Below are 19,334 nucleotides of genomic sequence, written 5' to 3' on the forward strand. Positions count from 1 at the left end.
ATGGAACAGCAGGAATTGATACCGCATCTTTTCAGGACCGAATTCAGGAAGATCACGGTTGTACTGTGCAAATTGTTTGGCATTGAACACCTGGAAACGGCGGAAGACCTGGCAAGTGACACTTTCCTGTCAGCCATGGAAACCTGGACCTACAAGGGGGTTCCGCCAAACCCGACTGCCTGGCTTTACCACGTGGCAAAAAACAAGGCCAGGAATCATTTGCAGCGGGATAAGCAGCTGCGGGATAAGATCATTCCGCAGTTGAACAACCGGCAGGATGGGGCAGCGCGGGATGGTGAAGCGCCAGACTTCATCAACCTCTTCGAAGAAAATAATTCCGACAGCCAGTTACAGATGTTATTTGCGGTCTGCCATCCGTCTATTTCCAGGGAGTCGCAGATAGCGCTTGCCTTGCGCATTCTCTGCGGTTTTGGGATAGATGAAATTGCCAATGCTTTTTTAACAAACCGCGAAACGATTAACAAACGACTGCATCGCGCTAAGACAACTTTAAGACGGGAAAAAATCAGCATTTCAGTGCCTGCGGAAAAGGAAATCGATAGCCGGCTCGATACCGTACTGGCTACCCTGTACCTATTATTTAATGAGGGATATTATTCCGAAAGCCACGACCAGGTGCTGCGCGAAGACCTTTGCCAGGAAGCCATGCGCCTGACCCGGTTATTGCTCGGCAACCAGCAAACCGACCTGCCTTCCGTGAAGGCGTTGTATTCACTGACCTGTTTTCAGTCCTCCCGCTTTGCCGCCAGGAAAGGTTCTTCCGGTGAATTGATTTTATACGAGGACCAGGATGAATCTTTGTGGAACCGGGACCTCATCAGCGCGGGATTGTATTACCTGCATCATGCGGCAACCGGCCCCACGCTTACTAAATACCACTTGGAAGCCGCCATCGCTTGCTGGTATACCCAAAAAACCGACACACCAGAAAAATGGGAAAACATCCTCCAGCTTTTTGATACCTTATTACAAGTAGAATACTCCCCGGTGGCGGCACTCAACAGGATCTATGCCCTGTCCAAACTCCGGGGACCCCAGGTTGCCATTGAAGCCCTTTCCAGGATCCGGTCAAACAGGAATCAATACTACTACAGCCTGCTCGGTGAACTGTACCGGCATATAAACCCGGAGTTAGCAACCGGGCATTTCCAACAGGCATTATCCCTCGCAAGATCTGCTGCCGACCGGCAAATCCTGCAACGAAGGATCAGGTCAATTGCCGAAGGCGTCTGACGCGCGTCTGACGTATGTCAGACGTATGTCAGACGTATGTCAGACGCATGTCAGACGCATGTCAGACGCATGTCAGACGCGGTCGAACAGTGAATGCCCAATATATCCACGACATAATTCAATTCATGAATAGTTATTACAACAGCGATCCCGACCATAAACACCAGTGGCAATTAAAGTTCAACCAGTATCATTTTGACATCGACACCGAAATCACGGATACCACCAATAGGATCATCAGGGTTTACTGCAGCAGCGACCTGGCCAAAAATATTTATACCGACCTTAGCCGCAATTCCTTTTTCAAATGGTTCCGCGAACAGTTTGTTGTTACCCCGATCGAATTCATCAACCGCGAAAGAATCAAGCCGGCCAAACAATTAGTAACCGATTCGCGAAATTCCATCACCTCCGTCAGCCATCAATGCGGATTCAGTGATGTCAACTATTTTGTGCGGCTTTTTAAAAAATCCGAAGGGATTACCCCCGGCATCTACCAGGATTGCCTGAATAAATAATAAATTACCGTTACATATCATCGTTATGAGAAAATTGACTGTCCTGGCTTTTGCCTGCTGCCTGTCTGTTTACGCCATGTCGCAGGCCAGATCACTGGATTCGGCCCTCACCGCCCTGCACCAATCAGGGCGCTTTAACGGCGTGGTGCTGTATGCTGAAAAAGGCAGGCCTGTCCTGAGCAAAGCCTACGGCGTGGCCGACTACCGCTCCGGAAAACCACTCAGATTACAGTCTCCTTTTAACCTGGCTTCCATCACCAAGCAGTTCGTATGTGCATCTGTGTTGATCTTACACGATCGTGGTAAAATCGGCCTGGATGACAAATTGCAGCAATACCTGCCCACCATTCCGTATGATAAAGTGACCATCCGCCAGTTGATGACCCATACATCCGGACTGCCGGAATATTTCGACCTGTTCATGACCCACAGGGGTAGCAATGACACCCTTACCAATGCTATGCTGGTTGACTTGCTGGCTACACACCATCCTGCACCCGAGTTTGAACCCGGCACTGCATGGAATTACTGCAATACAAATTATGCCCTGCTGGCTTCAGTGGTGGAAAAGCTATCAGGCGTAACAATGGAAACTTTTTTCCAGCAGGAGATCGCCCGGCCGCTCGGATTGAAAAACAGCTATTTTTTTCGGTTACCCGCAACTGTTAGCAACCCAGGCCAGGTGGTTGGATTTTTGGAAGAGAATGGCAAACGCAGGGTGGCTGATCTCACGGTAATGGACGGTATCCTGGGCGATGGCAACCTGTTTTCCTCCGCGGAAGACCTGCTGAAATGGGAACAAAGCCTCTACCAGTCAAAGCTGATCAAACCCGCTACCCTGGCACAGGCTTTCGAACCGGTTAAGATTTCAGCGGCAGGCCGCGACAGTTCATACCCCTATGGCTTCGGCTGGTTTATAGACAAACAAAAAGAACAGTTTTCCCATACCGGCGGCTGGACAGGGTTTGTCAATATCATTTTACGGGATGTAAAAAATCAGCGCACCCTTATTTTACTGAGTAGCGGAAGCGATGGAACCGGCCTGGGTATCGCCCGTAATTTTTTCAACGGTGCCGGACTAACGGTAACCCCCACGCGCCTGATAAATAATGTCTGGGTGATTGATGGAACCGGTAGTCCGGCCCGGCAGGCTTCAGTACGGCTGGCGGGTGACAAAATCATGGCTGTGGGCAACCTGAAACCTTATTCCGGCGAGGAAATTATAGATGGCGGCGGCAAAGTCCTGGCACCCGGTTTCATCGACACCCACAGCCACCTGGAAGGATCACTGGATAACAAACCCCAGGCCCTGGCCGCACTGAACCAGGGAATCACCACTATTGTAGCCGGACAGGATGGCTATGCCAACTGGATAGATAGCCTGGAATCCAGCATAAAAAAAACACCACCCGCCATCAACCTTGCCACCTATACCGGCCACACCGCCCTGCGCGAAATGGTAATGGGTGAAAATGATTTGCACCGCCCCTCAACAGAGGCAGAGTTGCAGAAAATGAAAGAACTGTTGATGGCGGAAATGAAGAAAGGTTCATTGGGACTTTCAACCGGGCTGGAATATGACGGGGCCTGGTTCTCCACCTACCACGAAGTGCTGGAACTGGCAAAGGTGACTGCAGGTGAACATGGACGTTATATGAGCCATCTTCGCAGTGAAGACATCAACCTTCGGGATGCCATCGATGAGATCATCCGAATTGGGCGGGAGGCTAAAATACCGGTTCAGATTTCCCACCTGAAAATTGGACTGAAAGACGACTGGGGCTCTGCACCGGATATACTGGCCTGGCTTCAGCGTGCCAGGTTACAGGGCATAGACATCACCGCCGATGTGTATCCCTATGAATTCTGGCGCAGCACCCTGAAAGTGTTATTCCCCAAAACAGATTACAACAATTTAGCCAGCGCTGAATTTGCGGTGAACCATAGTTTTGACCCGGCTCAATCTGTTCTGGTGGCATTTAAACCACAGCCGGAATACAGGGGAAAGACCCTCTCAGAAGTGGCCACACTACGCGGCACTTCCCCGGCGCACACCCTGATGGCACTGATCGCTGAAGCGGAAGCCTATCGCAAAAAAAATCCCGACAGCAGCGGGGTGGAAGGCATCATGGGCAAATCCATGACAGACGCCGATGTATCGGCCTTCCTGAGCTGGCAGCATGCCAATATCTGCTCTGATGGCTCGGATGGAGGCCACCCACGCGGATACGGCTCCTTTACGCGCGTCCTTGGGCACTATGTGAGGGAGAAAAAAATCATGTCGCTCGAAAATGCCATCAACAAAATGACGGCCCTTGCAGCTGAACAGGTTGGCATTCAAAGAAGAGGAGTGATCGCCCCGGGATATTTTGCGGACCTGGTTTTATTGGATCCCGCATCAGTGAAGGATAATGCCACCATTCAAAACCCAATGGCCCTGTCGGACGGCATCCTGAAAGTATGGGTAAACGGCGAACCTGTTTTCGCAGACAAGCAGGCCACAGGAAAATATCCGGGTAAATTTTTAAAACGATAAGCGGTATGAGCAAACCAAAAGCCATAGTCATAACGAACGGGATCTTACATGAATCAGATGCAAAAACCGCCCATGGCCTGATCCGTGGCACAGAGCGTTTTGATATCGCAGGTATCATCGATTATAAACATGCCGGCAGGGATGCAGGCGAAGTGCTGGATGGAACGCACCGGGGCATACCGGTATATGCAGGTATAGAGGATGCAGTAACAGCGGTTAGTGATCTCCGTTATTGCATCATCGGCGTAGCCACGGTCGGCGGAGTGTTGCCGCCTGATTTTATTGCCATCATTGAATCAGCTATCCGCCATAAGATATCCATTGTGAACGGACTGCATGATTTCCTGGCAGACAGGTCCGACCTGGTTCGGCTGGCAGCCGCACATGAAGTGGAACTGATAGATGTGCGCCGGCCGAAACGACGTTCTGAACTGCATTTCTGGACGGGTGAGATTTTTTCGGTTACAGCTCCAGTTATAGCGGTTCTGGGAATGGATTGCGCCATGGGAAAACGTACCACCTGCCGTTTGATCCGCCAGGCCTGCGAGGCAGCAGGTCTTAACGCACAGATGATATACACCGGACAAACAGGGTGGTTACAGGGTGGGCGTTACGGATTCATTTTTGATTCCACCCTCAACGATTTCATCTCCGGCGAACTGGAACATGCCATCCTCAGTTGCTGGAAGGAATCAAATCCGGATATTATTTTACTGGAGGGACAATCGGCCCTTCGTAACCCAAGCGGTCCGGCTGGTTCAGAGTTCCTGGTTTCGGGCAATGCAAAATATACCGTGCTCGTATATGCGCCCAAACGAAAACATTTTGAACATACACCTGCCTGGGGCGAGATTCCTTCCCTGCAATCGGAAATCGAACTGATCCGCCTCTATGGTTCCCGGGTTATCGCCATTGCGCTGAATACAGAGGATTGTACTGATGAAGAGGCTTTGTCATTCCAGCGGGCCCTGCAACTGGAATATGGCATCCCGATTTTGCTGCCCCTGCAGGAAGGTGTTTCGCAACTGGTTCCCTTTCTGCAGCAACTCTTACCCATAACCGACTTTAACAAGCAGCAATGAAAATAAAATCATTCCGGTCCTGGCTCGAGAAACTGCCGCTTAGCAAACCCTACACCATCGCCTATAGCACCAGTGAAGATGCTGAAATTGTTTTCCTGGAACTTGTCCTGGAAAACGGTATCACCGGCCTGGGTGCTGCCAGTCCATTTGAAGAAGTGGTGGGTGAAAAGCCCTCCCACACACTCGCAAACCTGCAATCAGGGTTCCTCGAAACCCTTACCGGTCGGGATATCCGGCATTTCAACCAGCTCATTGACGAAGCGGCCGCTTATTTCCCGCACCTGCCCGGTACCCTGGCAGCCATCGACATCGCACTGCACGATGCTTTCGGAAAATTCATGGGCGTTTCGGTGCTTGAATTTTACGGTCAGAAAATCGCCCCCCTCCCAACTTCGGTAACCATCGGCATCAAGGATATTAACGGCACCCTTGCCGATGCGCGTGAATACCTGGCCATGGGCTTTAGGGTTTTAAAAATAAAAACCGGACTGGATGCAGAACAGGATATAGAGCGGGTGCTGCGACTCCGGGAAGTATTTAGCAGCAGCCTGGTGCTGAGGGTGGACGCCAACCAGGGGTATGATCTCATCAATCTGAAACGGTTTTTAACGGCCACCGCAAAGGCCGATATTGAACTGATCGAACAACCCCTGCCATCCGGCGCTGATAAAGATCTGCTGCAATTATCTCCAACAGAGCGGTCAATACTGGTGGCAGATGAATCTTTACTGGATGCTTCGGCTGCTTTTCGACTGGCGCATACACCGCATCGTTATGGTGTCTTCAACATCAAACTGATGAAATGCGGGGGCATCAGGGCGGCCCGTGAAATCGCGCTGCTTGCCGGAAAGGGGGGCATCGGTCTCTTCTGGGGCTGCAACGATGAAAGTGTCGTCAGCATTACCGCTGCACTGCATGCAGCACTCTCCTGCTCCAACACCCGATACCTTGATCTCGACGGCAGTCTGGAACTCAGTCGCGACCTGGCCACCGGAGGGTTCTCCATCGAAAACGGCTGCCTCATTCCAGCGAAAGGTCCTGGTCTTGGCTTAGGTGTCTGACATGTAGTGTCTGACATCTACGTTTACCGGACTCAGAAATCATAGATGTCAGACACCACATGTCAGACACCACATGTCAGACACCTATACCCAAAGCACGGGCGAAGCGCTTCAGGTCCGCCAGTTCCGATGCATTCAGCACTTCATTGTTTTCGTATTTCGTGCGCAGGAACAGTGCCCGCTTGTGTTCGGGATATTTCGCCAGAATGGAGGAGATCAGCTCCCCCGCAGCTTCATCCCGCTCAAACACCGGCCTGCCACCACCCTGGGGCACAACCGATTTGATCCGTGTGGGCATCCGCAGGATCAGGGCCTCCAGTGTGGCCAGTTTCCCGGGAGCAAGTCCTTCAATCTTTGAAGCTTTCCCGTGCAAACCCTGCAACTGTTTCTTGCTCAGGCTTCCGCGCTGCAGGTACTGTTTGTACAAACTGATGATGAAAGAAGATACCGGATACGCAAGGATGCAATCTTCCAGTATCTCATTCACCACATCTATTTCAGGTTTCTTTCTTTCCATTCCAATCTTATTCAACCGGCATCATTACCCTTTCAATTCCCAGCTTACGGCACATAGCGTTAAGCGCAGGCAGCGCGGATGTAACGATATTGGTATACTCCGACTTCAAAGGCTTCCAGGTGGCTTCCAGTGTCCTGAACTGTTCTTTCTGTCCATCGGTAACAAATGGAATATTGCTGTCCATTTCTCCTTTAAGGAAAAAATAATCGGCACTCAGCTTGTTCACGAAATTGATGATATCATCGTAGCTCTGGGTACGGTTCTGCACAAGGTCTTCTTCCCACTTCTCCATGCGGTCACGCAGGGTTGTGGCAGAACTTTTCAGCTCCGCATAGGCAGGCTTATCGCCGATCAGCTTCAGCAAATCAGCTACCTGAGCTTTCGCCACACGCATCTTCAACACGGAATGGTGCACGTCGCGCAGGCCATCTTCCACTTTCGTCAGCCATTCATGCTGCTCATCATAATCTGCCTGGCTGGCTTTCATCCTCGGATCCGCCAGGATCGTAAAATCGTGTTTTACCACCTGTCCGCCCGCCTTCAACTCGGCCACATAGTTTCCGGGAGGCGCACGGTGACCATCCCAACTGCCTTCTATATACGCTGTAGGAACGCCAGGATAAGTGGAATAACGAAGGTTCCAGGTAAAGCGGTTCAGGCCGGTTTTTTTAGGCAGCAGCGGATCGGCACGGGGACCACCCGGATACTCCACAAAAGCAGGATCTGCAGAATCGGAATATTGACGAACCAGTTCTCCCCTGGCATTGCGAATGGTCAGCGAAAGAGCAACACTGTCAGAACCTGCCGGCAAATGGTAATAGAAAACTGCAGATGTCGGTGCATTGGTCCCTTCAGATAAAGGAGTGGCGGGTTTGGGATCGTCCGTGCTGCCCACTGCATTCAGCGCGCTTCCGCCAGCGAGACGATACAAGGATGCCGGACCGAACAATTGCAGCGCCGCACCCTTCTGGAGTTTGTCAAAATTGCGGACCATGTAAAGATCATCCAGTATCCAGAAAGCACGCCCCATGGTGGCAGCAATCAGGTTGCCCTGGTGAACCCTCAGATCAGTGACGGGAGTAACCGGCAATCCCAGCTGCGATTTCGTCCATTGCTGACCGTTATCCCATGATATGTAAAGTCCGGTCTCGGTTCCCGCAAATAGCAAACCCCTGCGTTGGTCATCTTCCCTGATCACACGGGTATAAGCTCCTGTCGGAATGCCATTATCAATACGCGTCCAGGTCTTGCCATAATCTGTCGAACGGTAAAGCATAGGCGAAAAATCGTTCAGCTTGTACCGCGTGCAGGCGATATAGACAGTTGACTTATCATGCGGAGACACTTCAATGCTGTTCACCAGGCACTCGGGTAATCCCGCCGGTGTCACATTGGTCCATGAACGGCCATTGTCGCGGGTTAGATGCACCAGCCCATCATCACTTCCTGTCCAGATCACTCCTGGTTCCCGGGGCGATTCCTTCACATAGGAAATGGTGGCATAGTTCTCGCCACCCGCGCCTTCATTGGTATAGGGAATTCCACTACGCCCCATCCTGCTGGTATCATGCCGGGTAAGGTCTGGTGAAATCACGGTCCAGGTTTTGCCCAGATTGGTAGTCTTAAACAATCGGTTACCTGCATGATAGAAAGTACCACCATCCAGCTTTGACCAGATGATCGGGGCATTCCAGTTAAACCGGTATTTCATCTCCTTTGGCATAATGCTCTGGTACTGCAGGGGAACGGGCATCACGCCTTTTCCATCTTTAACTTCCATATCCGCCAGTTCAATGGTTCCCTGGTAACTGCCTCCCATCACGTAACGCGGGTTGTCAGGGTCAAATGCCAGGAAGGCGCTTTCGCCACCTGCGGAATAGAACCAGTTCCTTTCCCCGATGGAACCACCCCACACATTCCTGCTTTCAATCGACAGGGATGTATTGTCCTGCTGCCCGGCATAAACCTGGTAAGGGAATTTATTATCAACATTGATGCGATACAATTGTGCGGTAGGCTGGTTGTTCAGTGAGCTCCAGGACTGTCCACCATTGAAACTCACGGATGCGCCGCCGTCATCGGCCATGATCAGGTTGGAAGGATTGGCGGGATTGATCCACAACTGGTGGTAATCTCCGTGGGCGGTATTCAGCGTGCTCCAGGTGCGGCCGCCATCAATGCTTTTCAGCCATTCCGCGCCCAGTGAGTGCACAATATTTTCATTCTGCGGATCTACTGCCAGTTCAATATAATACCAGGCCCGGCTGATGAGACGATGATCCTTACTGACACGGTTAAACGAAGCTCCTCCATTCTCTGAAACAAACAAGCCGCCCTGTTCTTTATAAGTGTCACTTTCAATCAGCGCATATACTTTATCGGGATTGCTGCGGGATACTTCAATGGCCATTTTTCCCAGTTCTTTCGGGATGCCATTGTCCAGTTTCTTCCAGCTCCTGCCGCCGTCGGTTGATTTGTACAATCCGCTGCCTGGCCCGCCGCTCTTCACTTCCCAGGGAAGGCGGTGATGCTCCCACATCGCGGCATACAGGATGCGGGGATTCTGCTGGTCCATACTCAGGTCAGAACAACCGGTACTTGCATTTACATACAGAACCTTGTTCCAGTTCTGACCGCCGTCTTCCGACATATAAATTCCCCGGTCTTCCGATGGGCCGTTCAATGCACCCTGCACCGCCACATATACCAGGTCGGGGTTTTTCGGGTGAATCCGTATCGCCGCTATCTGCCTGCTGGCGGGCAAACCGCTGTGTTTCCAACTGCGGCCTCCGTCGGTACTCTTGTACACACCATCGCCGTAGGAAGTCATCACGCCCCTTGGTGCGTGCTCGCCCATGCCTACATATATAATATTGGGATCGGATTCCGCTACCGCAATGGCACCCACGGAACCGGTGTTAAAAAATCCGTCAGAAATATTGGTCCAGCTGATGCCGGCATCAGCTGTTTTCCAAACACCGCCGCCGGTAGTGCCCATGTAATACAGTTTGTCATTACCTCGTACGCCCGTTGCCGTTACGGAACGTCCCCCGCGAAAGGGGCCGATGTTCCTGAACTTCACGGTACGCAAGGCCTCATCGGGCTGGATGCCGGTTGCGGCAGCGACAGCCGGATTTTTGGCGACTGTCTTTTTCTTCGATTGTGCATGGGCGCCGCCAAGCAGTAAAAGCAGCGCCAGGGAAAGCGTAATTCGCATGTTATTGGTTTAGTTGTGCGGTTCAGGTGTCTGACATGTGGTGTCTGACATCTGCAAATACCGCAGTCAGAAATCATAGATGTCAGACACCACATGTCAGACACCACATGTCAGACACCTAAGCAGTAAGCCGAATTTACATATTCCTTCGATACTGCCCGCCAACTTCGTAGAGGGCATGCGTGATCTGCCCCAGGGAACAGTATTTTACCGTTTCCATTAGCTCCGCAAAGAGGTTGCCATTGCTGACGGCCACTTCCCGCAGGCGTTTGAGCGCAACATCCGACTTGTTTTCATTTCGTTTCCAGAAAGCATGCAGGTTGGCGATCTGCTGTTCCTTCTCCTCCCGGGTGCTGCGAATCACCTCTCCCGGCACCACGGTCGGCGAGCCTTTTTTATTCAGGAAAGTATTCACCCCGATGATCGGTAACTCTCCGGTATGCTTCTGCATTTCATAATGCAGACTCTCCTCCTGGATCTTGTTACGCTGGTACATTCTTTCCATGGCACCCAAAACACCGCCCCGTTCATTGATACGATCAAACTCCGCCAGCACGGCTTCTTCCACCAGATCCGTCATCTCTTCAATCAGAAAAGAACCCTGGATAAAATTCTCCGTTTTGGCAGAACCCAGCTCGCGGTTGATGATGAGCTGGATAGCCATCGCACGGCGCACACTTTCTTCGGTTGGCGTGGTGATGGCCTCGTCGTAGGCATTGGTGTGAAGCGAATTACAGTTATCATATATCGCATACAATGCCTGAAGTGTGGTACGGATATCATTAAAATCAATTTCCTGCGCATGCAGGGAACGTCCGGATGTCTGGATATGATATTTCAGTTTCTGGCTGCGGTCATTGCCCTTGTACTTCAGCTTCATGGCCTTGGCCCAGATACGACGGGCCACACGGCCAATCACACTGTACTCAGGATCCATTCCATTGCTGAAAAAGAAACTCAGGTTGGGTGCGAAATCATCAATGTGCATGCCCCGGCTGAGATAATACTCCACATAAGTGAATCCATTGGCCAGCGTGAATGCCAGCTGGGTAATCGGGTTGGCGCCGGCCTCGGCAATATGGTAACCGCTGATGCTCACGCTGTAAAAATTCCGCACTTTCTGCTGAATGAAATATTCCTGCACATCACCCATCAGCTTCAGGGCAAACTCAGTGGAAAAAATACAGGTGTTCTGGGCCTGGTCTTCCTTCAGGATATCCGCCTGCACCGTACCGCGAACCTGGCTTAGTGCCGCCGCCCTGATTTCATGGTACACTTCTGCCGGCAGGACTTCATCACCACTGAGTCCCAGCAACTGCAAACCGAGCCCGTTGTTTCCTTCGGGTAAGCGTTCGGGTGAGGAAGGGTTGTAATAAGATGGCTTGTTTAGGTGCGCGTATTTTTTCGCCAGCACCACATCCCTCCATTTCCCCATCCCACCGTTCTCTTCAATCCATTTCTCACAAGCCTGGTCAATGGCTGCGTTCATGAAAAATGCCAACAAAATAGGAGCAGGACCATTTATTGTCATGCTGACACTTGTTTTCGGGTCACACAGGTCAAATCCGCTGTAAAGTTTTTTGGCATCGTCGACCGTTGCAATACTCACACCACTGTTGCCGATTTTACCATATATATCAGGCCGGGAAGCAGGATCCTCACCGTAAAGTGTAACCGAATCAAAGGCAGTGGACAAACGTTTTGCAGGCTGGTCCTGGGAAACATAGTGAAACCGCTTGTTCGTGCGTTCAGGACCACCTTCTCCCGCAAACATCCGGGTGGGATCTTCACCCTGTCGCTTCAATTCAAATACTCCCGCGGTATAGGGGAACTCGCCCGGAACATTTTCCTGCAACTGCCAGCGGAGGATATCTCCCCAATCCCGGTATTTCGGCAGGACAAGTTTTTTTACGGCGGTACCACTGAGTGAAACCGATGTTAGTGGCTGCCTGATCACCTTATCCCGCACCTGGTATTCAAAAAAAGTCTTGTTGTATTTTTCCACCAGGAATTGCCAGTTGTCGATCAGTTTCCGGTTTTCGGGATGCAGCTGACCGGCATATTTTTTCTGCAATTCCTGCAATTCGGGTAGCTGACTGGTTTCCTTTTCGCCAATCACCCCATTGATCTGGTAAAGTTTGGAAGCGATGGCCGACTGTTCATTTACCCACTGATCATATCCGCGGTTATTGTCGGCTATTTCGGAGAGATAACGAACCCTTTTTGGCGGGATTACCTGGGACTTGGAGCTGGTGTCTTTCAGGTGCTGGTGCAGTTCAATGGGACCAAAATCCACACCGGATTTCTTCCCTATGGTAACCATCAGTTTTTCAAACAACTCATTCACCCCGCTGTCGTTGAACTGTGCGGCGATGGTACCTATGACAGGAATGTCTTCATCCTTTACCGTAAAGAGATTATGGTTGCGTTTGTACTGTTTCCGCACATCGTGCAAGGCATCCAGAGCGCCGTTTTTATCGAATTTATTGATGGCAATCACATCGGCATAATCCAGCATATTGATCTTCTCCAGTTGGGATGCTGCGCCGTATTCGGGTGTCATCACATATAAACTGATCTCGCAATAATCAAGGATCGATGCATCGGATTGTCCCACCCCTGCACTTTCCAGGATGATGAGGTCAAAGCCGGCAGCCCTGCAGATATCGATGGCATCCTGAACATGTGCGCTTAATGCTGTATTATCATCGCGCGTAGCAAGTGACCGCATATAGGCACGTGGAGAGCTGATGCTGTTCATCCTGATCCTGTCTCCCAGCAATGCCCCGCCAGTCTTCTTTTTCGAAGGATCAACGGAAATAACTGCAATGGTTTTATCACCATAATTATTTAGAAACCTCCGAACTATTTCATCCGTTACAGAAGATTTACCCGCCCCGCCGGTACCGGTGATGCCTAAAACCGGTTGGTGGTTCTTGCCGCTGGCTGAAGGCTTTTCAGCATCGAGGGTCACCTCACCCACTTCCTTCAAGGTGATTTCGCGTGCAATCTTCCGAACATCTTTAACCTCCCCCAGTTTCATGGGCGCACCAAATTCACCTTTTCCATCCAATGAAAAATCACACTGGCGGATTACATCCTCAATCATGCCTTCCAGCCCCAGGTGCCGGCCATCGTCCGGTGAATAAATGCGGGTGATCCCATACTGATGCAATTCACGAATCTCTTCGGGGAGAATGGTACCTCCACCGCCCCCAAAAATCCTGATATGACCGCAACCATTCTGGTCAAGCAGGTCCTTCATGTATTTGAAAAACTCCACATGCCCGCCCTGGTAACTCGTGATGGCAATTCCCTGTACATCTTCTTCAATGGCGGCTTCCACGATTTCATGCACTGATCTGTTATGGCCAAGATGGATGATCTCCGCACCTTTCGCCTGCAGGATGCGACGCATGATATTAATAGCAGCATCGTGGCCATCGAACAAAGATGCTGCGGTCACGATCCTCACTTTATTTTGGGTGGTATAACTCATAAAACAAGCATTATCAGTTGGTTGACAAATGTACAAACCCGCAGGCAATAACGAACACCCGTTAGTTTCCCTAACCTTCACCCGTCGGGTGGCACCCGACGGGTGAATTGCCCTCTTACGCGTAAAAACCTACTTTTAAAAGCCATTTCCCCGCTTAAAACCGGGAAATCCGGGTGCCACCCGTCGGGTGGCACCCGACGGGTGAATTAAAAATTACGCGTACATTGACACCCTAAACCTGTTCAATGGCTTTGCCCTTTTTTGAAAACCTGCACCAGCAGGGACTCATCTCACCCGGATCAATGGAAAAAATCCGGCTCTTTTATGCCCACCCCAGGAAATCAGTGCGCACAGAAATCCAGGGAATCCTGTATATCGGCGTATTACTGATCAGCACCGGCATCGGGGTGCTGGTGTACAAACACATCGAACAACTGGGCCATATCACCATCGTGATGGCCATCCTGGCCGCCACCCTGGCCTGTTACGGATATTGCTATTTCAAACGACCAGCTTTCAGCCGAGGCCTAACAACCTCCCCTTCACCACTTTTCGATTATATATTATTGTTAGGTAGCCTGCTGGTGCTGATCCTTGTCGGTTACCTCCAATCGCAGTTCCAGCTTTTCGGTTCCCGATGGGGGTTAGCCAGCTTCATACCCATGTGCATCCTGTTCACCACCGCCTATTTTTTCGACCACCGGGGTGTACTCGCCCTGGCCATCACCAACCTGGCAGCCTGGCTCGGCATTACTGTAAACCGCGCCAGCAGCTGGGGCCTGTCAGAACTGAACAATACCACCACTATCCTGACGGCCTCCGGACTGGGACTGCTGCTCATCCTGATCTCCTTCCTGGTAAAACTGAAAAACTTCAAAGCACATTTCGACTCCACCTATCACCAGTTTGGCAGCCATATATTTTTCATCTCGAATATCGCGGCACTGATCCACTTTATTGACTGGTGGCCACTTTGGCTGGCCGTACTGGCCGGCGCCATTTATTATCACCTCAAGAAGGCTTTTCGTGATACATCCTTTTATTACGCGGTGATCGCAATACTCTATGGATATGCCGGTATCAGCTACCTGCTGATCGAAAAAGTCCTGCTGAAAACTACAGTCAATATTGATACCGCCTATTCCATCCTGTTCTACCTGCTCCTCTCAGGTATCTCCGTAGCACGCTTACTCATTTTCATCAACAGACAACTCAAGGAAAATGATAGCATACTCCAGGCATGAACTTACCCGGCTTGAAATCCGCTCGGTGGTACAGGATGCTTCCAGCCAGGACCTGATTACCAGGGAAGAAAGCATGGCCATCCTAATGAAATACCCTTCCCGCTTCTATTCCCCCAATATTTATATCAGGATCGGACTGGGATTATTAACCATGGTGTGTATTTCCTCCATCAGCAGCATATTTGGTATGCTGCTGGATTTCAGGAATGCGGAAATCATCCTGCTGCTCACTGCACTGGGATGCTTCGGATTGCTTGAATATTTTATCCAGTCAAAACAACACTACCGCTCAGGTATAGATGACGTTTTACTTCATACAGGCATCTCCTGCCTGCTGATTTTCATCGGCATTCAAACAGAAAATCATGGGAGAGCAAACAGCATTATCCTTTCCCTCTCAGCAATTATTTGCTACACCCTGGCCGCCCTGCGCTATCTCGACCGTCTGGCACTCATCGGCGCCCTGGCTTCAATCGCTTTTTTCAGCTTTTCCATGTGGGAAAACAGTCCGCCTGAGATGGCCCTCTATCCTTGCTGGACACTGGCATTAATCCTGTCCGCCATTGCGGTCATTGCCCACCAACAGAAAGACCGTAAAGGCGCAAACTTTCACCGCCACCTGTTGATCCTGCTTGAAAACCTCGCCGCCCTGGGAGCTTATGCTTCCCTCCATATTATTACTATCGATACCGTTTTAACCGAAAATACCCGTACAAATTCGGCAAACGCCCTTAACCCTGTGGCAGCAATCCTTTACTGGTCCTGGACCCTGGCGATTCCGGCACTCTTTATTTGGTATGCACTCCGGAAAAGGGAATCCCTCTCGATCCGCTTATCACTCCTGGCCATTTTATCTGTGTTTTATGCCCAGCATCAATTCTATCCATTGTTCGAACATGAGCTGGCAGCAGTCTTCTATGGCTTGCTATTACTGCTGGCAGGCTGGATGGCCATCCGCTACCTGAAACAGGACAACTCGGTGTACAGCTTCCGCCATGGGGGCGATGAGGGTGATCTGCTTGGACAGAACCCCTTCCTGGTGGTGGCAGGATTTGCCGGCGTCGGCCAGGAAGCGCCTGCAACAACAGATACCCGCTTTGGCGGTGGAAGTTTTGGCGGGGCTGGTGCCGGGAGCGAATTTTAAGGACACAACGAAATATTTTAAAAAATTCTTAACTTGTTCCCTTGTGAGAAAACTGGCTGCCATATTAATAATGGGTATTCTGCTATTCAACTGGGCAGGATACAGGGCTGTATTCTCCTATATGGAAACCCACCTGAGCAACGACCTCAACCAGCGGCTGGACAATAATCATTATGAGGAAAACGCTCTGATCACCATCAAGGTACCCGTTGACCAGCTTCCGTATTATACCAACTCCCCTATTTTTGAAAGGGTAAAAGGTAATGTCACCATCGGCTCAGTTACCTACCAATACGTGGAGCGCAGGATATTCAATGACTCCCTTGAAATGCGTTGCATTCCCAACAATGAAGTGACTCATCTTACCAATGCCAGGGATGAATTCTTCCAGTTGGTGAATGACCTGCAACATACCAGTTCCTCCGGAAAACAGCAACCGGTAAAACAGGCCATCAGCCTGAAAAACATATTTTCCGATTACCTTATGGATGAAACCAGGCCCGGATATGAGCCCAGGTTCACCAGCAGGGCAACCTGTTATAACCTTTTTGCAGAGCAGTTCTGCAACCGAAATACTCCCCCCCAGGAACAGCCCCCGGATTTTTGCTGATCAATTTTCGTGACGTTTATTCAGGCGTCTGACGTACGTCAGACGGCAAACCGTCGTACAACCGGTTATGTTGCATAGCTGAGGGCTGAATGCCCGCAGTCTGCAACCCACCGTCCGGCATGGGTCAGACGCCTACATTTATTCAAAACCAACTGCAATGATCAGACGAATTTTTAACCGGACTGCGGCCCTGCTATGCTTGCTGGGAGCAGGACAAACCACTATAGCGCAAACAGCTTTCGACGGCTTTACCATGAGCAAGGGAGAACTCTGCCTGGTAGCCACTTATGGAGAATCAAAATGGACCGAATACTGGGAAGGTAAAAGACTCAGGGAGAACCTTAATATCGGCGAGTTCAAATCAACCAATTTCATGCCTATGCTGGGATATGGCATCACCGACAGAATCAGTGTTTTTGCAACGGCAGCATATATTTCCAACAGCTCCGATAAAGGCACCATGCAACACCTGAAAGGCTGGCAGGACCTCAATATGGAAACCAAAATCCAACTCAGCAAAACTGCCTTCAAAAACAGTAAACTCAGTACTTTCGCCACCGTCGGATTTTCGGTTCCCCTTACCAGTTATATCCCCGATTTCCTTCCCTATTCCATCGGACTGGGTAGCAAAACTGCACAGGCAAGGCTTATTGGTCACTGGAAGCACAATAACGGGATCTTCACCACCCTGCAAACCGGGTACATAACCAGGAGCAAAATCGAAGTGGATCGCGAAACCTATTATACCGACCAGCAATATTACAGCAAGGAAATGGCGATCCCCGATGTCTGGGACGGCAGCATCCGCGCAGGATTCGATAATAAAAACATCAGGGCCGGCATCCAGTATAACTGGAGTTTCTGCACCAGCGGATCAGATATGCGGCGCAATGACATGCCCTACCCGTCCAACAGGATGAACCGCGAAAGCATCAGCCTGACCGCACTGGTATGGATGCCATGGGTCAAAGGCCTGGCTATACAGGGTATGGCCGACCAGACCATCGCCGGCCGCAATATGGGCAAAGCCTTTAGCTGGATGGGCGGTATCCAGTATGTTTTTAAACCATTCCAAAAGAAAACCAATGAAGCAAGCAAAAACTAACAAAATATTTATAGGTGGCATCCTGGCCCTCGGAATGCTGGCAGGATGTTCCAAAGACATCGACCAGCGCAGTCTTCCTGCTTTCGAACCTACAGCCACTGAAGCCAATGGCGGAAACTGGAAAACCATTCTCCTGGCGGGTCCGGCCGATATCATTATCCCAGCACCGGAAGCTGCCGGCAGTGCAGCCTACCAGGCAGAACTTACCAGCATTGCAACAAGACAACAATCCATTACGGATACGGACAAACGAATAATTGAAAAATGGAAAAGCAGCGGCATCATCCGCTGGAACGAGATCGCCAGGCAGCTCGTGGCTACCTATAACATCCCGCCGGAAGCAAACCCTGACGGAACCTATCCGGCACCCAACCCTAATAACCCCGGCGCCTACCCGAAGTTCCCGTTTGCCAATCCGCCTTATGCATCCAGGGCTTATGCCTATCTGCATGTAGCCATGTATGATGCACTTGTAACTACCTGGAAATACAAATTCACCCACAACAGGATGTCGCCGGCTGCACAGGGAACCGGTATCAAAGCGCTGGAACCCATTCAGGAAGGACTTCCATCCTACCCATCGGAAGATGCAGTAGTGGCCCAGGTGGGATACCGGCTGCTCAAAGTAATGTTCCCCAACGACACCACCTGGCTGCAGGAACAAAGCAACGAACAGAAGATGGCCAAACAATTATCAGGTGTTGCCTCTCCTTCAGACATAGCCGCAGGCGAACTGATTGCCAACCAGGTGGCCGAAAAGGTACTGGCCAGATATCGTACCGACGGCATGGGACAGGCCGCAGGCAATCCCAATCTCTGGGACGAACTGAAGCAGGATGCCATGGCACGCGGACTGACCCTCCCCTGGGAAAGCATGGAAACACCAAAACGCCCGATGATGCTGGCCATGTTTGGAAACGTCAAACAGTTCCTGATTACTACAGCCCAGCGCGATTCACTGAGGCCGGAACCGCCACCCGCTATTGGCTCACCGGAATTCAACGAAGCCCTGGCAGAAGTAAAACGATACAGCAATAACCCATCCGGGGAAGTATGGCGCATAGCACAACTCTGGAGTGACGGCGCCGCCACCTATACACCACCCGGTCACTGGAATGAAATAGCCTGTAATTCCATCGTCAAAAACAAATTCAACGAACTGCGCACCGCCAGGACCCTTGCCCTAATGAATATGGCAGTGTTTGACGCAGGTATCAGTTGCTGGGATGCCAAAGCCTATTATTTTTATCCGAGGCCTTCCCAGGCAGATCCTTCCATTAAAACAATCGGGTTACCCAACTTCCCTTCCTACACATCCGGACATTCTACTTTTTCCGGAGCCGCCTCAACGGTTCTTGGATATATCTTTCCTGATGAAAAAGCTGAATTCGAAAGGATGTCACTGGAAGCGGCTGAATCAAGGATCTATGGCGCCATCCATTACCGTTTTGATTCGGAAGCAGGCACCCGCTGCGGCAATGCTATCGGCAGCTTCGCTGTAAAAAAAGGCATGGCAGATGGCTCCAACTAGTAAATAATTTTTTAAA

General features: G+C 50.7%; 13 protein-coding genes. 10 read left to right on the plus strand and 3 right to left on the minus strand.

What is annotated here, in order from left to right:
* From BC349_RS08870 to BC349_RS08890, 5 genes are all read left to right on the plus strand, one after another.
* Positions 1-1,254, plus strand: coding sequence for an RNA polymerase sigma factor (locus BC349_RS08870; RefSeq protein WP_187256385.1), 1,254 nt, complete (start codon positions 1-3; stop codon positions 1,252-1,254).
* 125 nt (positions 1,255-1,379) lie between these two features.
* Positions 1,380-1,772, plus strand: a complete 393-nt coding sequence (locus BC349_RS08875) for a helix-turn-helix transcriptional regulator (protein WP_187256386.1) — start codon at positions 1,380-1,382, stop codon at positions 1,770-1,772.
* 25 nt (positions 1,773-1,797) lie between these two features.
* Positions 1,798-4,308 carry a serine hydrolase gene (locus BC349_RS08880; RefSeq protein ID WP_187256387.1) on the plus strand — a complete coding sequence of 837 codons (2,511 nt, stop codon included), beginning with the start codon at positions 1,798-1,800 and terminating at the stop codon, positions 4,306-4,308.
* A 5-nt stretch (positions 4,309-4,313) separates the two neighbouring features.
* On the plus strand, positions 4,314-5,390 hold the full coding sequence (locus tag BC349_RS08885) for an N-acetyltransferase DgcN family protein (RefSeq protein ID WP_187256388.1): 1,077 nt from the start codon (positions 4,314-4,316) through the stop codon (positions 5,388-5,390).
* On the plus strand, positions 5,387-6,451 hold the full coding sequence (locus tag BC349_RS08890; protein ID WP_187256389.1) for a mandelate racemase/muconate lactonizing enzyme family protein: 1,065 nt from the start codon (positions 5,387-5,389) through the stop codon (positions 6,449-6,451). Before BC349_RS08885 ends, BC349_RS08890 begins: the two co-directional genes overlap by 4 nt.
* 76 nt (positions 6,452-6,527) lie before the next feature.
* Here the strand turns inward: BC349_RS08890 and BC349_RS08895 are convergent, their stop codons facing one another.
* The 3 genes from BC349_RS08895 to BC349_RS08905 all read right to left on the minus strand — a co-directional run bounded on the left by BC349_RS08895 (position 6,528) and on the right by BC349_RS08905 (position 13,684).
* Positions 6,528-6,968 (minus strand): hypothetical protein, encoded by a 441-nt coding sequence (locus tag BC349_RS08895; RefSeq protein ID WP_187256390.1) that lies wholly within the window; start codon positions 6,966-6,968, stop codon positions 6,528-6,530.
* A gap of 7 nt (positions 6,969-6,975) precedes the next feature.
* Positions 6,976-10,185 carry a WD40/YVTN/BNR-like repeat-containing protein gene (locus BC349_RS08900; RefSeq protein WP_187256391.1) on the minus strand — a complete coding sequence of 1,070 codons (3,210 nt, stop codon included), beginning with the start codon at positions 10,183-10,185 and terminating at the stop codon, positions 6,976-6,978.
* A gap of 136 nt (positions 10,186-10,321) precedes the next feature.
* Complete coding sequence (locus BC349_RS08905; protein WP_187256392.1) at positions 10,322-13,684, minus strand: methylmalonyl-CoA mutase family protein; 3,363 nt, start codon at positions 13,682-13,684, stop codon at positions 10,322-10,324.
* A 245-nt stretch (positions 13,685-13,929) separates the two neighbouring features.
* Here BC349_RS08905 and BC349_RS08910 point away from each other — a divergent pair, with 245 nt between their 5' ends.
* From BC349_RS08910 to BC349_RS08930, 5 genes are all read left to right on the plus strand, one after another.
* Positions 13,930-14,928 (plus strand): DUF2157 domain-containing protein, encoded by a 999-nt coding sequence (locus BC349_RS08910; RefSeq protein WP_187256393.1) that lies wholly within the window; start codon positions 13,930-13,932, stop codon positions 14,926-14,928.
* Positions 14,906-16,072: a hypothetical protein gene (locus BC349_RS08915; protein ID WP_187256394.1), complete on the plus strand. Its 1,167-nt coding sequence runs from the start codon at positions 14,906-14,908 to the stop codon at positions 16,070-16,072. The genes BC349_RS08910 and BC349_RS08915 overlap by 23 nt, the downstream gene beginning before the upstream one ends.
* A gap of 43 nt (positions 16,073-16,115) precedes the next feature.
* Positions 16,116-16,682: a hypothetical protein gene (locus tag BC349_RS08920; protein WP_187256395.1), complete on the plus strand. Its 567-nt coding sequence runs from the start codon at positions 16,116-16,118 to the stop codon at positions 16,680-16,682.
* A 157-nt stretch (positions 16,683-16,839) separates the two neighbouring features.
* The gene (locus BC349_RS08925) at positions 16,840-17,787 is read left to right on the plus strand and encodes a hypothetical protein (RefSeq protein WP_187256396.1); all 948 of its coding nucleotides are present in this window, start codon (positions 16,840-16,842) and stop codon (positions 17,785-17,787) included.
* Positions 17,768-19,318: a vanadium-dependent haloperoxidase gene (locus BC349_RS08930; RefSeq protein ID WP_187256397.1), complete on the plus strand. Its 1,551-nt coding sequence runs from the start codon at positions 17,768-17,770 to the stop codon at positions 19,316-19,318. The genes BC349_RS08925 and BC349_RS08930 overlap by 20 nt, the downstream gene beginning before the upstream one ends.
* Positions 19,319-19,334: the final 16 nt, after the last annotated feature.

Source organism: Flavihumibacter stibioxidans (assembly GCF_014332695.1).
In the GTDB taxonomy this organism is placed as follows: Bacteria; Bacteroidota; Bacteroidia; order Chitinophagales; family Chitinophagaceae; genus Flavihumibacter; species Flavihumibacter stibioxidans.